The organism is Citricoccus nitrophenolicus (genome assembly GCF_047305825.1).
In the GTDB taxonomy this organism is placed as follows: domain Bacteria; phylum Actinomycetota; class Actinomycetes; order Actinomycetales; family Micrococcaceae; genus Citricoccus; species Citricoccus nitrophenolicus.
The window spans coordinates 2,471,512-2,486,222 of the sequence record NZ_CP063070.1 but is presented as its reverse complement, the minus strand read 5'-3'; the positions used below and the strand labels follow the sequence as shown (position 1 = coordinate 2,486,222).

Sequence of the window (14,711 nt, the reverse complement as noted above, 5' to 3'; positions counted from 1 at the left end):
CCGACCGCCCGCCGCCGGTGCCAGTGCTGGAGCGGCCGTCTGGGATAATGGCACCGTGAAACTCAATGCGTTCGGCGACGTCTGCCTGCGCACCCTCATGATCCTGGGTGCCCGACCCGACCGTCAGATGACGGGCCGGGACATCGCCGACGCGGTCGGCACCCCGTACAACCACGTGAGCAAGGCCATCCTGGAGCTGAAACGCCGCGGAGCACTGGACGTGACCCGGGGCCGGAACGGCGGCGCGCGGATCACGGAGGCCGGACTGGCCCTGTCGATCGGGGCGCTGCTGCGCGACCTCGACACGCAGACCGACATCGTGGACTGCACCGGACAGGACTCCCCGAACGGTCATGCCTGTCCCCTGCTGGAGGGCTGCCGGCTGCGCCACTCCCTGGCCCGGGCCCGCGAGGCGTTCTACGCGGAGCTGGACGGCACCACGGTGGCAGACCTCACCGGCTCCGACGCGGTGGTCCGGCTGCCGATGCCCTCCCTCCCCGCCCGCTGACGGCCCCGCCCGCTCACGCGGCAGCGCGCTCCGAGACGCTCCGAGACGCTCCGAACCTCCCCTGACCTGCCCGGGAACCGTCGATTTGCCCTCGAGTTCTACAACGTGTAGAACTTAGATCATGAATCTTGCATACCCAATGCAAGTATAGTAGACGAAGGAGTCACTCCATGCTCTCGGACACCGCCCGCCCCGTCATCGAGGCCACGCTTCCCGTGGTCGCCGCACACATGGACGAACAGATCACCCCGAGGTTCTACGCGCGCATGTTCGAGGCACGTCCAGAGCTGATCGACGGACTCTTCAGCCGTGCCAACCAGAACAACGCCACCCAGCAGAAGGCCCTGGCCGGCGCGATCGTCCGATTCGCCCAGCACCTGCTCGATCACCCGGACACCCTCCCGGAGCAGGTCCTGTCCCGGATCGCCCACAAGCACACCTCCCTGGGCATCGTCGAGGAGCAGTACCAGATCGTCTACGAGCACCTCTTCGCGGCGATCGTGGAGATCCTGGGCGACGCCGTCACCGCCGAGGTGGCCGCCGCCTGGACCGAGGTCTACTGGCTCATGGCGGACGCCCTGATCAAGATCGAGAAGGGCCTGTACGCCCAGCAGGCCAATGACCAGATCTGGACCCCCTGGCGCCTGGTGGCCAAGGAGGCCGCCGGCCGCGGCAGCATCACCTTCCGCTTCGAACCCGCCGATGACACCCCCGCCACCGCGGGCCGCCCGGGCCAGTTCGTCTCCGTGCGCGTGAAGCTGCAGGACGGGCTGCGCCAGTGCCGCCAGTACTCGCTGTCCGAGGACGCGACCTCCACCACCTCGCGCGTGTTCACCACCAAGCTGGATGAGGGCGGCGAGGTGTCCCCCCACCTGCACGCGCACATCACCGTGGGCGACGTGATCGAGCTGTCCAACCCCTATGGTGACATCACCCTGGACAGCGCCGGTGGCCCGATCGTCCTGGCCACCGCTGGCATCGGCTGCACCCCGAGCGCCTCGGCGCTGCAGACCCTGGCCCAGGAGGCCTCGGAACGTCAGGTCCTCGTGCTGCACGCCGAGCGCACCGAGCAGGACTGGGCCCTGAAGGAGCAGATGCGCGAGTCGCTCGCCGCCCTGCCGAACGCGGACCTGGCCCTCTGGCTGGAGGACACCGCCGGCGCCGCCGAGGAGCTGTCAGCGCGCCAGGGCTTCATGGACCTCGGTCACATCGAGCTGCCCGCCAACGCCAAGCTCTACCTCTGCGGGCCGCTTCCCTTCATGAAGGCCGTCCGCTCCCAGGCGATCGCCGCCGGCATCCCCGCCACGGACATCCACTACGAGGTCTTCGGCCCGGACCTCTGGCTGGCCGCCTGAGCCGCGGCGGCGGCCACCTCCGCCGCCGCGCACCCCAGCCGCACCATCTCGCCGAGCCCCGGGGCCGGCGTCGGGAATCCCCCTTCCCGACGCCGGCCCCGAGCCGTTAAACGCCGCCGCCCGGTACCAGCGGGGTACCGGGCGGCGGTGCGCAGCATGCTGGGCCGATCAGGCCTGGTGGACGCGCTGCTTCAACCCGTCCAGCTGGCTGGCGATCGAGGCCGGCAGGGAAGCGCCGAAGCGATCGAACCACTCCTCGATGGAGGCCACCTCCGCCTTCCATTCCTCGGGGTCCACCCTCAGGGCGTCCTTGAGGTCAGCGTCGGAGAGCTCCAGACCGGTCAGGTCCAGTGCCTCCGGGGTGGGCACGCGGCCGATCGCGGTCTCGGTGGCGTCCGCCGTGCCCTCCAGACGCTCCACGATCCACTTCAGCACGCGGGAGTTCTCCCCGAATCCGGGCCAGGCGATGCTGCCCTCACGGCTGCGGCGGAACCAGTTGACGAGGTAGATCCGCGGCAGCTTGGACTGGTCCACCTCGCCGGAGACCTTGACCCAGTGCTCCAGGTAGTCACCGGCGTCATAGCCGATGAAGGGGAGCATGGCCATGGGGTCGCGGCGGACCACGCCCACAGCGCCCGCTGCGGCGGCGGTGGTCTCCGAGGACAGGGTGGCGCCCTTGAAGATGCCGTCCTCCCAGTCGAAGGACTCGGTCACCAGCGGAATGGTGGTCTTGCGGCGGCCGCCGAAGAGGATGGCGTCCAGCTTGACCCCGTTGGGCTCCTGGTACTCGTCCGCGAGCATCTCGGTCTGGTCGATCGGGGTGCAGAAGCGCGAGTTCGGGTGGGCGGCGGGGGTCTCGGACTCAGGGGTCCAGTCGTTGCCCTTCCAGTCCGTCAGGTGGGCCGGGACCTCGTCCGTCATGCCCTCCCACCACACGCCGCCGTCGTCGGTCAGCGCCACGTTGGTGAAGATCGAGTTGCCCTTCGTGATCGCCTTCATGGCGTTCGGGTTCGTGGACCAGCCGGTGCCGGGGGCCACACCGAAGTAGCCGGACTCCGGATTGACCACCCGGAACTCGCCGTCCTTGCCGGGGCGGATCCAGGTGATGTCATCGCCGAGGGTCTCGGCCTTCCATCCCTCGATGGTCGGGTCGATCAGCGCGAGGTTGGTCTTGCCGCAGGCCGAGGGGAAGGCGCCGGAGATGGTGTAGGACTTCCCCTGGGGGTTGGTCAGCTTGAGGATCAGCATGTGCTCGGCCAGCCAGCCCTCGTCCCGGGCCATCACCGAGGCGATGCGCAGCGCGTAGCACTTCTTGCCCAGCAGGGCATTGCCGCCGTAGCCGGAGCCGTAGGACCAGATGGAGCGCTCCTCGGGGAAGTGCACGATCCACTTGGTGTCACTGCACGGCCAGGCCACATCGGTGTCCCCCTCCTCGAGCGGGGCACCCACGGAGTGCAGGGCCGGCACGAAGAACGCCTCGGTCTCCTCCATCTTCTGCAGCACCTCGGTGCCGATGCGGGCCATGATGCGCATGGAGTTCACCACGTAGGCGGAGTCCGTGATCTCGACGCCGAACTTGGGGTCATCAGCGTCCAGGTGTCCCATGACGAAGGGGATGACGTACATGGTGCGCCCGTGCATGGAACCTTTGAAGGCGTCCGCGAGGATGCCCTTCATCTCGGACGGTTCCATCCAGTTGTTGGTGAATCCGGCGTCCTCCTCCTTCTCGGAGCAGATGAACGTCCGGTCCTCCACCCGGGCCACATCGGCGGGGTCCGAGAAGGCGGCGTAGGAGTTCGGGAACTTGTCCTCGGCGAGCTTGACGAGAGTTCCGGACCGCACCAGGTCTCCGGCGAGCCGGTCGTACTCCTCCTGGGACCCGTCCACCCAATACACGGAGTCCGGCTCCGTCAGCTCGGCAACCTCCTTCACCCAATCGAGCAGCTTGCCGTAGCTGGTCGGCGCTTCCGCCACGGCGCGATCTGCGAACGCGAGTGAGGAGTTGTTGGCCATGAGGGTTCCCTCCATTGGGTTGCGGGTGCATTCCGGTCAGGCACAGGGGAACTCGGCCGTAGCCGGCCGGCACCCCATTGTGCGTACACCGTCTCCGAGGGCCATTCTACCCATGGAGATTCCGCAGATTTCCCGGTGACGTCACCTGACGTCCACCCGCGGGGATCATGGCGGACGACGCCGGCCACGCGCCTTCCACCCGTGGCCCACCTCCGGTGGCGGCGGGCCACGGGAATGATTTGGTGAACAGCGGGTGGACCGGTATAGTCTTTCAAGGCCGATCGCGGCCAATGCGCCCTTAGCTCAGCTGGATAGAGCGTCTGTCTACGGAACAGAAGGTCAGGGGTTCGAATCCCTTAGGGCGCACCAATGTGATGAGTCGAGACATGGGTTACACCTGAGTCGAGTCATCGGATACAGAAGAACGGGAGTCCGGCCATCGGCCGGGCTCCCGTTCTTCGTTTCTCCAGCAGATGCACTCCAGGGCCAGCATCTCGAGCCCGCGGACACCGACCGATCACCGCCCGTTGAAGACACCCACCATGGTGATTCACAACGGACTGTCCTAGCATGACGGCATCGCCCGCTGATGTGACGCGCATCACGCCCCCGCACCATGGGCGCAAAGGCGATTCCCGCGAAAGGACATCATCGTGAAGCACCGTCTTGCTCCCGCCCGCCCTGCCCGGCCCCAGGGGAGGTGTTGAGATGCGTGGCGAAACCCGCCCCATGGATCGCCGCCGCGGCCGCACCGGCCTGCTGGCCGGTGCGGCCGCCCTGGCGCTGATCCTCAGTGGAGCGACCCCGGCTCTGGCCGCCGGGACCACGGAGGCCCCCGTCCCCGCCGATTGCGCCGACCTGGCCGGATTCGAGTTCGAGTCCACGGTGATCACCGCGGCCGAGACCGTGCCGGCCGGGGAGCTGGTCAACCGGGGCGTGCCCATCGGCGAGCACTGCCTCGTCACGGGCCACATGAACGAGCGCACCTCCGAGGTCGATGGCGAGAGGTATGCCATCGGCTTCGAGATGCGCCTGCCCTCCGAGTGGAGCGGGCAGTACCTCTATCAAGCCAACGGTGGCATGGACGGCAGTGTGGTCCCCGCAACCGGCGGGGTCGGCGGTGGTGAGAGCGGCCTGCAGATGGGCATGGCCGTGATCAGCTCCGACGCCGGCCACACCGGGGCCCAGAACCCGAGCTTCGGGTTGGACCCACAAGCCCGTCTGGACTACGGCTACCAGGCCGTGGGCACTCTGACTCCCATGGCCAAAGCAATGGTCACGGACCACTACGGGAAGGGCCCGGAGTTCTCGTACATGACCGGCGGCTCCAACGGCGGTCGGCACACCATGATCGGAGCGTCCCGGTACACGGAGGACTACGACGGGTTCCTGGCCCTTGCGCCCGGGTTCAACCTGCCCCAGGCCGCCACCGCCCAGCTCTGGGGCGCCCAGCAGTGGGACTCGGTGGCCACCAGCGAGGACCTGAACACGGCACTGACCCAGGGCGAGCGCGTGGTGCTGGCCAACGCCATCCTCGAGCAGTGTGACGGTCTGGACGGCCTCGAGGACGGGATGGTCCTGGACGGTACCGGCTGCCAGGAGATCTTCTCCGTGGCCGAGCACGTGCCCACCTGTGAGGCGGACCGGGACGGCAGCTGCCTGAGCGAGGACCAGAAGGGAGTGGTCACGAAGGTCTTCGCCGGTGCCACCACCTCCGCCGGTGAAGAGATCTACAGCTCCTTCCCCTACGATCCGGGGATCGTCAGCGGCGGCTGGGGCTTCTGGAAGTTCTTCGCCCCGATCCAGTTGGACTCCACGGCCGTGGGGTACGTCTTCTCGGCCCCGCCCTTCGCCCCGCCGATGAACGCGCTCCGTGACTTCGTCATGGACCTGGACGTCGACGAGGCGAACGCATCCATCTACGCCGTCTCGGATCAGTACACCGAGAGCGCCATGGAGTTCATGACCCCTCCGGACCTGGAGTACCAGGACCTCAAGGCCTCCGGCGGCAAGATGATGGTCATCCACGGAGCCTCGGACGGGGTGTTCTCCATGGAGGACACCGCCACCTGGTACCGGGAGCTGGAGGACGCCAACGGCGGAGACGCCTCGGACTTCGTGCAGTTCTACGAGGTGCCGGGCATGGACCATGTCTCCGGCGGACCGGCGACCGACCAGCACGACGCCCTGGCGGCCCTGGTGGACTGGGTGGAGGCCGGCGAGCAGCCGGACAGCCTCAAGGCGTGGGTCAATCCGGACAACACCGAACTGCCCGCGGACTGGTCCAAGGACCGCAGCCGCCCACTGTGCGCCTACCCCGAGGTGGCCGTCTATGTGGAGGGCGACCCGGAGGAGGCGGCGAGCTTCGAGTGCCAGGGTGCACCCGGGGAGCCCGCGGACTTCACCGACAACACCGATCCGGAGACCTGGTTCTACGAGCCGGTGCGTTGGATGCAGCTCACCGGGCTGTCCATGGGATACGTGGATGGCAGTTACGGTGTCCGCCGGGACATCACCCGCGGTGAGTCCCTAGCCTTCCTCTACCGGTACTCCGGTGAGCCGACCGTGGAGGACGGGACGACGTTCAGCGACATCCGCACGGATCACGAGTTCCACGACGCGATCTCCTGGGCCGAGGCCCTGGACATCACCCAGGGCTACGCGGACGGCACCTTCAAGCCGACCCGCGACGTGACCCGAGGCGAGTTCGCGTCCTTCCTCTACCGCACGGCGGCACCGGAGCCGGCCGAGGGCCCCGCGCCCGTCTTCCCGGACGTACCCGAGGGCAACGCCCACCGGGAGGCCATCTCCTGGCTCGCAGCCGAGGAATTGGTGACGGGCTACTCCACGGGTGAGTTCCGCCCGGGCCAGCCGATCACCCGCGCCGAGGTGGCCAAGGTGATCCACGGTCTCGACCAGCGCCCCACCGACTGACCGAACCCCCACGCCAACGGCTCCCTCCCGTCATCTGCCGGGAGGGAGCCGTTGTCATCCCACGGCCCGCCCCGGCTCAGGGACGCGGCACGGTGAATTGCGTCATCCGCGCATCTCGACCGTCCAGGGTGGCCCACTCCCCCTGGATCCGGAAGACCTGCAGGCCCAGGGTGGGGTAGCGCTCGGCCATGCTCACCACGGCCTCCTCGTCCGACTCCACGGACGCGATCCGCATGCCGAGATCCTGGACCCAGGGCATGTGTCCGATCACCATGAGCGTGCGCACCCGCTCCTCCGTCTCATTGATGACGGCCAGGGCACGGGCCGCGTCAGCCTCGTAGAGCCGGGAGTCCAGGTAGGGCGTGGGGGCCTTCTCCCCGAGCTCACTGCACACCCAGGTGCAGGTCTGGCGCGTGCGTACGGCATCCGAGCACAGGATCATGTCCGGATACAGGTTCCGGCCGGCCAGCCACCGGCCCGCCTCCGGCGCCTCGCGGTTGCCCCTCCCGCCGAGCGGGCGGTCGTGATCCGGCACGCCGGTGGGCCAGTCCGACTTGGCGTGGCGCAGGATGATCAGTGTCTTGTCACCGGAGGAGTCGGAGCGTGCGGAGGGGACGACGTCGGCAGGCATGGTCCCAGCGTACGTGGCCTTCCCTGCCCCGGCCGGGGCGGTGCGGCAGACCCGGCCTCCCCGGGGCGCGGCCGGTACCCCTCAACCTGCGGTGAAGGCTCCCAGACCGGTGAGGTGGCGGCCGATGGTGAGTTGGTGGACCTCGTCAGTGCCCTCGTAGGTGCGCACGGACTCCAGGTTGTTGGCGTGGCGCAGCGGCGAGTGGTCCAGGGTGATGCCGTTGCCGCCGAGCATCTCCCGGGCGTCCCGGGCGATCCCGATCGCCACCCGGCAGTTGTCCAACTTGCCCGTGGAGATCATCGCCGGGGTGAGGGCCCTCGGTTCCCGGTCCTTGACGCGGCCGATCTGGTGGGCCAGCAGGTAACCCCTGTTGATCGCCACGGCCATGTCGGCGAGCTTGGCCTGGGTCAACTGGTACCCGGCCAGCGGGGTCCCGAACTGCGTGCGGGTCGCGGCGTAGTCCAGCACCGCCTCGAAGGAGTCGCGGGCTGCTCCCATCACGCCCCAGATGATCCCGTACCGAGCCTCGTTCAGGCACGTGAAGGGCCCCTTCAGGCCGATCGCCGAGTCCGCCGGCAGGACGGCCTCGGCGGGCAGTCGCACCTGGTCCAGCTGGATCTCGCACTGCACCGAGGCCCGCATGGAGAGCTTCTGATCGATCACCTCGGCCCGGAAGCCGGGGGTGTCCGTGGGGACCACGAAGCCGCGGATCCCACGCCCGTCACCGTGCTCACCGGTCTGGGCCCAGATGATCGCCACATCGGCCAGGTTGGCCAGCCCGATCCACCGCTTGGACCCGGTCAGCACCCAGTCCCCGCCGGGCTCCTGCCGCGCCCGGGTGCGCATCGAGGCCGGATCGGAGCCTGCCGTGGGCTCGGTCAGTCCGAAGCAGCCCACCGCCTCGCCCGTGGCCATCCGCGGCAGCCACTCCCTCTTCTGCGCTTCGGAGCCGTGCCGGTGGATCGCCGTCATGGCCAGGGAGCCCTGCACGGAGACGAACGTCCGCAGCCCGGAGTCCCCGGCCTCGAGTTCCTGGGCGGCCAGCCCGTACTCGACGGCCGAACGGCCCGGACACCCGTGACCCTCCAGGTGCATGCCCAACACGCCCAGCCGGCCCAGTTCCGGGATGATCTCGGCGGGGAACACCGCCCGGTCATACCAGTCGGCGATGTTCGGACGGATCACCTCGTCCACGAACCCCCGGACTCTCATCGCGGTGGTCTTCTCGCGGTCGGAGAACAGCCCGTCCAGGTCCGTCAGATCCACGGGCCCCAGGAATGAGGCGTTCTGAGGTGCGTGGCCGGCGTGCCCCATGGGATCAGATGCTGTACTCGGGAGCCGCCCAGACGACGACCTCGGGGTGCTCGTAGAAGCGGTACCCCTGCCCGCGCACGGTCCGGACGGTGCCGGAGAGGCGTCCCAGCTTGGAGCGAAGGCGGCGGATATGGACGTCGATGGTGCGCTCGTTCGGCACCTCATCGGAGTTCTTCCACAGTGACTCGAGCAGCTCGTCACGGCCCACGGTGTGGCCGCCGTTCTCCACGAGGTAGTTCAACAGCTCGAACTCCTTGTACGTGAGGTTCAAGCCCTCACCGTCCAGCTGGACCTCCCGGCGTGCCAGATCGATCAGGACGCCGGGCTGACGCGTCGAGACGGGGGCGGGAGCCTGCAGCAGGTCCGGACGGGTGCCCTGCTGGATGGTCGGATCGCCGAGGACCTGGCGCACCACCTCGAGGTCCGAGCCCGGGGCGCCGGCCGGGGCGATGGCCACAGCGGCAGCGGACTGGGATCCGGGAACCAGGGATTCCACATAGTGGCGCAGTTCGTTGGCCAGCCGCGTCAGGGAGGTCCCGGCGGCGGAGGCCGAGGACTCGTCCATGCCCACGTAGATCACGAAGCCGCGGGCCTCGGTCTCGGTGGACACGGCCTGCGGGCCGGGGATCCCGTTGGGGGCCAAGACCGGCATCGGCGCGGTCTGGGGGCCGGTCTCGACCGACTCGTCGGTCTCCACCGCCTCACTCTGGACCGTGTGGAGCTGCCGCTCGGCCGGCTGCCCATAGTTGCCGCCCTGCTCGCGGTAGCTGCGGACCCGAGCCGCGCGGCGCTGGGCGTTGCGGACCGAGATGTGGACGTATCCCTGGGGACTGGTGGTCATAGTGATGAATCCTTGCGTCAGTGTCCTGTCCGGAGCGGGGCAGCGGGTCGGGCCGGATCACGGCCTTTCCCGCTACTGACACCCCGGACGGGAGCCGGCTCGGCCGTACCGTCGGCACCATCGCCAGACGGTCGCTGTTCCCGAGGGAACATCCGAGTCGCGGTAGTTCATATGACAACGATCATTCGTCACATTCGTTTCTCGCAAGTAACAATGGGACCCGCGTCTCACGATGCGAGACAAGCACCCCTTTTTGTGATGAACATCACGGCCCGAGGGTGGTTCTGAAGCAACCTTGCCGGCAGTTTGGGGCAACTTACTGCCAACTCAGCCGCCGTGCACCTTTATGACGGCCCGGATATCAGCCGGAACCCCGGCGTCACTCTGCCAGGCCGTACAGCCGGTCCCCCGCATCGCCGAGTCCCGGCACAATGTAGGACTGCTCGTCCAGGCGCTCGTCGATCGCCGCCAGGTAGATGTCCACCTCCACGTCGGCGAGCTCCTCCTCCAGACGGGAGATGCCCTCCGGGGCTCCGAGCAGACAGATGCAGGTGACGCGGCGCGCATTGCGGGCGTACATGAACCGGACGGCCTCCACCAGGGTGCCACCCGTGGCGAGCATGGGATCCAGGAGGAACACGTGCCGGTCCGTCAGGTCGGCGGGCAGCCGTTCCGCATAGGTGACGATGTCCAGGGTCTCCTCGTTGCGGGCCATGCCGAGGAATCCCACCTCCGCACTGGGGGCCATCCGGACCATTCCCTCCAGCATGCCCAGTCCAGCACGCAGGATGGGGACCACGAGCGGGGTCGGCTTGGCCAGCCCCACTCCGGTCATCGGTGCCACCGGCGTCTCGATCTCCACCGGCTCGACCTTGACGTCCCGCGTGGCCTCGTAGGCCAGCAGCATGACGAGTTCCTCCGTCAACTGCCGGAAGATCATCGACGGCGTCTCCTTCTTGCGGAGGACGGTCAATTTGTGGCCGACGAGCGGATGTTCAACGAGCTGTACGCGCATGCCCCAACCCTACCGGCCAGCTCCCGGGGCCATGCGGACCACGGCCACCGCCCGCAACCGCTAGGCTCGGCGACCATGACCCCCGAGCACGATCGCCGGCTGGAGTGGATGGAGCTGGCCCTGGGCCAGGCCCGCGCGGCACTGGAGACGGCCGATGTCCCGATCGGGGCCGTCGTCGTGGGCCCGGACGGGACCGTCCTCGGGACCGGACGCAACGAGCGGGAGGCCACCGGCGATCCGACCGCCCACGCCGAGGTGCTGGCCCTTCGGCAGGCCGCCGCCGCGCGCCGTGACGCCGGGGAGGCCGACGGGTGGCGGTTGGCCGACTGCACGCTCGTGGCGACCCTGGAACCCTGCGCCATGTGCGCCGGTGCCCTGGTGCTGGCGCGGATCCCCCGGCTGGTCTTCGGGGCGTGGGATCCCAAGGCCGGGGCCTGCGGCTCCGTGTTCGACGTGGTGCGTGAACCGCGGCTGAACCACTGGGTCGAGGTGTTCGGCGGAGTCCGTGAGGCCGAGTGTGCCGCGCTGTTGACGGATTTCTTCAGCGTGCACCGCGGCCGAGACTGACCCGCCCACCGTCCCACGGCACCGGTTTGGGGACCGTTCAGAGCCTCCGGTACAGTAGTCCAGTCTGGTGACGTGTCCGAGCGGCCGAAGGTGCAACACTCGAAATGTTGTGTAGGGCAACCTACCGTGGGTTCAAATCCCACCGTCACCGCCACTGCAGAAGGCCCCCGTGGCCCGGGAACCCCGGGCTCCGGGGGTCTTCTCGTCTCCAGGCCGCTGCGAGGATGACGCCCCGTCACCGGCGGAGTGGAACAAACCCGGGAACCGTAGTGCTATGTCAGTGGAGCACCCGGCAGCCGACCCTCGAAAGGCAGTGCAGATGACGGAAGCGTCCAGGACCATCCCGACCGAGGCGAGCGGGCCGGAGCCCTCCTCTGCCCCCACCCCTGCCCCCACGGCGGCCGAGGTCAAGCGGTGGCGCGAGGACTTCCCTCTGCTGTCTGCCACGGTGAACGGCCACCAGCTGGCCTACCTCGATTCAGGGGCCACCTCACAGAAGCCCACCTCCGTGCTGGACGCGGAGCGGAATTACTACGAGCAGCTCAACGCCGCCGTCCATCGCGGTGCCCACACCCTGGCGGCGGAGGCCACCCTCCTGTTCGAGGATGCCCGGGCCACCGTGGCGGGCTTCGTGGGAGCGGAGGAGGACGAGATCGTCTGGACCTCCAATGCCACCGAGGCCCTGAACCTCCTGGCCTATGCCTTCTCGAACGCCTCCGTGGGCCGCGGCGGCTCTGAGGCCGAGCGGTTCCGACTGGGCGCCGGGGACGAGATCGTGGTGACGGAGATGGAGCACCACGCCAACCTCATCCCCTGGCAGGAGCTGGCCCTGCGCACCGGCGCCACCCTGCGCTTCATCCCGATGGCGGACGACGGCACCCTGGACCTGGACGCCGCCCGGGAGGTGATCACCGAGCGCACCCGGTTGCTGGCCTTCACCCATGTCTCCAACGTGCTGGGGCTGGTCAATCCGGTGGATCACCTGGTGTCCCTGGCCCGGGCCGTCGGTGCCCTCGTGGTGCTGGACGCCTGCCAGTCCGTGCCGCACCTCCCCGTGGACGTGAAGACCCTGGACGTGGACTTCGCCGCGTTCTCCGGCCACAAGATGCTCGCGCCCACCGGTATCGGCGCGCTCTACGGCCGCCGCGAGCTGTTGGCCGCGATGCCCCCGTTCCTCACGGGCGGTTCCATGATCACCACCGTGACCATGGAGTCCGCCGAGTTCCTGCCGCCGCCGCAGCGCTTCGAGGCCGGCACCCAGCGGGTCTCCCAGGCGATCGCCCTGGCCGAGGCCGTGAAGTATCTGCAGGGCATCGGCATGGACCGGATCGCCGCCCACGAGGATGAACTCGGCAAGCGCCTGCTGGACGGGCTCAGCCGGATCGCCGGAGTGCGGGTCCTCGGCGGTGAGGCCACCGGACCGCGCGTGGGCGCGGCCAGTTTCGATCTGCCCGGGGTGCATGCCCACGACGTCGGCCAGTTCCTGGACGATCAGGGGATCGCCGTGCGCGTGGGTCACCATTGCGCCCAGCCGCTGCACCGCCGCCTCGGGGTCACGGCCTCCACCCGGGCCAGCACCTACCTGTACAACACCACTGAGGATGTGGACCGCTTCCTGGCCGGAGTGGCGCAGACCTCGGAATTCTTTGGAGTGAACGCTTGAGCTCGTCCGATCTGCAGAACCTGTATCAACAGGTCATCCTCGACTACTCGAAGAACCCTTACGGCGTGGGCCTGCTGGGCAAGGCCGCCGGGTCCTCCCACCAGCTCAACCCCACCTGCGGGGACGAGATCACCCTCGAGGTGCACCTGAACGGGGACACGGTGGAGAAGATCCGCTGGGAGGGCCACGGTTGCGCGATCTCGCAGGCCTCGGCCTCCCTGCTGACGGAACTGGCCGAGGGACTCACGGCAGCGGACCTGAAGATGCGGATCGACGCCTTCCGCACCGCCATGCAGTCCCGCGGCAAGATCGCCCCGGACGAGGAGCTCCTCGGCGATGCCGTCGCCCTGGGCGGGGTGTCCCGCTATGTGGCGCGGGTCAAGTGCGCCATGCTCGGATGGGTCGCGGCGGAACATGCGCTGAGCATGGCGGAGACCCGCGCCTGACACCAGGGCCTAGTTCTTGCGGTAGTTCTCCCGGGCGAAGGAGGAGTACGGCGCCGGCTCCACGGTGGCCCGGATCTGCACCTGACGGTGGTTCTCCACGGAGGGCTTGGCCGAGGGGGTCTCCTCACCCCACACCACGGTGACCTCCGTGCCCGGCTCCGCGTGGTCGGGATCCATGCTGGCCAGCGAGACGAAGGCCTGCTCATTGGTGAGGTAGCCGGCATCGTGCGAGATGCCCACGTCCCGGCCGTCCGCCAGCACGCGGTCCACCTGGTATTGGCCGTAGCGGGCCTTGGGGAGGTCGAGGTACTTCGCCGGCACTCCGGGCTCGAACTGCGTCCGGATGGCGGCAGCCACGTCCTCCGGGTTCCAGACCAGGGTGACCTTCTGGCGCTGTGACTCGGCGGCATGGCGCTCCAGGGCAGCGCGGCCGATGAACTCGTGGTCGAAGGCGACGCTGCGGCCGTAGCCCAGGTCATAGGGGGTGAGGTAGTAGTCCTCGACGGCGGCCGCGGTCAGGCTCCCGGCCAGGGAACCGGCGCGCTGGGCGGGCAGCCACTCACGGTAGGCCTCGGTACCCTCTCCACTGAAGATGGCGGGGAAGGGCGAGGGGACCCAGGCCGATTCGAGGTTGGAGGAGGAATAGGCCTTGGAGCCGACCTGCACCAGGTCCAGACCTTCACCGGCAGCGAGCAGGGCCGTCCGGACCTGCTCACCGTCAGCCCAGGGGCCGAACAGCTCGAAGCCGGGCTGGCCGGCCATCCCGTGGCGCAGTGAACGGACCTGCAGGCCATCGATCTCGAAGGTGGCCATGCCGAAGAACCTGGTCTCCGGGACCGCGGCCCCCGTGGCCTTCTCCATGAGCTCGAGGGCGCGCGGGCCCTGGATCTCGAAGCGGTACTGCTTCGGGTCCCCCTGGCGGACGGCGGAACTGGCGTCCCGCTCGAAGGTGACGTCATAGTCGCCGACCTCACCGTGATACTGCACCCAGTCCAGCACCATGTGCCAACCCACCAGGTCGAAGGACTCCTCCTCGAGGTAGAACAGGATGGCGTCGCCGATGAGGTAGCCCTCGTGGTTGACGGCGATGAACTGCTTGGCCTTGTTGGGGGCGAACTTCGCGAAGCTGTTGACGCCCACGTCAGAGAGCAGCTTCAGCGCATCCGGCCCCGAGATGAACAGGTCGGTCATGTGGTGGGACTGATCGAGCAGGGCCACGGACTTCCGCCAGGACTGCTGCTCCGAGCGCCAGTTCGTGAACTCCGGCTGCACGGGGAAGACGGTGGCCTTGGACTGGGCATGGCGCAGGTACTCGACGGGCGAGCCGGCGCGCTCGACGGCGGCGGCAAGGGACTCGGTCATGTGAACACTCCTGAATCGGTCTGTGGTCTGGTTCACATCCAGCCTACGTATAGTTGAGGCGT

12 protein-coding genes and 2 tRNA genes are annotated in these 14,711 nt (G+C 68.5%); 8 read left to right on the top strand and 6 right to left on the bottom strand.

Annotated features, from left to right (window positions below):
* The first annotated feature begins 55 nt into the window (after positions 1-55).
* Positions 56-508: an Rrf2 family transcriptional regulator gene (locus tag IMT31_RS11405; protein ID WP_345355801.1), complete on the top strand. Its 453-nt coding sequence runs from the start codon at positions 56-58 to the stop codon at positions 506-508.
* Positions 509-678: 170 nt separating this feature from the next.
* Positions 679-1,863 carry a globin domain-containing protein gene (locus IMT31_RS11400; protein WP_345355804.1) on the top strand — a complete coding sequence of 395 codons (1,185 nt, stop codon included), beginning with the start codon at positions 679-681 and terminating at the stop codon, positions 1,861-1,863.
* Between the two features lie 168 nt (positions 1,864-2,031).
* On the opposite strand, the gene IMT31_RS11395 is transcribed toward IMT31_RS11400, so the two are convergent.
* Entirely contained in the window at positions 2,032-3,876 is a 1,845-nt protein-coding gene (locus tag IMT31_RS11395) for a phosphoenolpyruvate carboxykinase (GTP) (protein WP_413542854.1), read from the bottom strand.
* Positions 3,877-4,168: 292 nt separating this feature from the next.
* On the opposite strand from IMT31_RS11395, the gene IMT31_RS11390 reads away from it, so the two are divergent.
* Positions 4,169-4,245 (top strand) — tRNA-Arg (locus IMT31_RS11390).
* 339 nt (positions 4,246-4,584) lie between these two features.
* Entirely contained in the window at positions 4,585-6,810 is a 2,226-nt protein-coding gene (locus IMT31_RS11385; protein ID WP_413542853.1) for a tannase/feruloyl esterase family alpha/beta hydrolase, read from the top strand.
* A 76-nt stretch (positions 6,811-6,886) separates the two neighbouring features.
* Here IMT31_RS11385 and IMT31_RS11380 read toward each other — a convergent pair whose 3' ends face one another.
* The 4 genes from IMT31_RS11380 to upp all read right to left on the bottom strand — a co-directional run bounded on the left by IMT31_RS11380 (position 6,887) and on the right by upp (position 10,611).
* Positions 6,887-7,441, bottom strand: a complete 555-nt coding sequence (locus IMT31_RS11380; RefSeq protein WP_413542852.1) for a SixA phosphatase family protein — start codon at positions 7,439-7,441, stop codon at positions 6,887-6,889.
* Between the two features lie 81 nt (positions 7,442-7,522).
* On the bottom strand, positions 7,523-8,755 hold the full coding sequence (locus tag IMT31_RS11375; RefSeq protein WP_413542851.1) for an acyl-CoA dehydrogenase family protein: 1,233 nt from the start codon (positions 8,753-8,755) through the stop codon (positions 7,523-7,525).
* Between the two features lie 4 nt (positions 8,756-8,759).
* A complete protein-coding gene (locus IMT31_RS11370) occupies positions 8,760-9,596 on the bottom strand; it encodes a winged helix-turn-helix domain-containing protein (RefSeq protein WP_413542850.1) in 837 nt (278 codons plus the stop codon).
* A gap of 379 nt (positions 9,597-9,975) precedes the next feature.
* Positions 9,976-10,611, bottom strand: a complete 636-nt coding sequence (upp, locus tag IMT31_RS11365; RefSeq protein WP_345355822.1) for a uracil phosphoribosyltransferase — start codon at positions 10,609-10,611, stop codon at positions 9,976-9,978.
* Positions 10,612-10,686: 75 nt separating this feature from the next.
* Between upp and tadA the strand changes: the two genes are divergently transcribed.
* The 4 genes from tadA (at position 10,687) to sufU (ending at position 13,287) form a co-directional block, all read left to right on the top strand.
* On the top strand, positions 10,687-11,178 hold the full coding sequence (gene tadA / locus IMT31_RS11360; RefSeq protein WP_345355825.1) for a tRNA adenosine(34) deaminase TadA: 492 nt from the start codon (positions 10,687-10,689) through the stop codon (positions 11,176-11,178).
* Positions 11,179-11,244: 66 nt separating this feature from the next.
* Positions 11,245-11,332, top strand: a tRNA-Ser gene (locus IMT31_RS11355).
* A 165-nt stretch (positions 11,333-11,497) separates the two neighbouring features.
* Positions 11,498-12,841: an aminotransferase class V-fold PLP-dependent enzyme gene (locus IMT31_RS11350; RefSeq protein WP_413542849.1), complete on the top strand. Its 1,344-nt coding sequence runs from the start codon at positions 11,498-11,500 to the stop codon at positions 12,839-12,841.
* Complete coding sequence (gene sufU / locus IMT31_RS11345; RefSeq protein ID WP_413542848.1) at positions 12,838-13,287, top strand: Fe-S cluster assembly sulfur transfer protein SufU; 450 nt, start codon at positions 12,838-12,840, stop codon at positions 13,285-13,287. The genes IMT31_RS11350 and sufU overlap by 4 nt, the downstream gene beginning before the upstream one ends.
* Positions 13,288-13,296: 9 nt before the next feature.
* Here the strand turns inward: sufU and IMT31_RS11340 are convergent, their stop codons facing one another.
* Positions 13,297-14,649 (bottom strand): aminomethyl transferase family protein, encoded by a 1,353-nt coding sequence (locus IMT31_RS11340; RefSeq protein ID WP_413542847.1) that lies wholly within the window; start codon positions 14,647-14,649, stop codon positions 13,297-13,299.
* Positions 14,650-14,711: the final 62 nt, after the last annotated feature.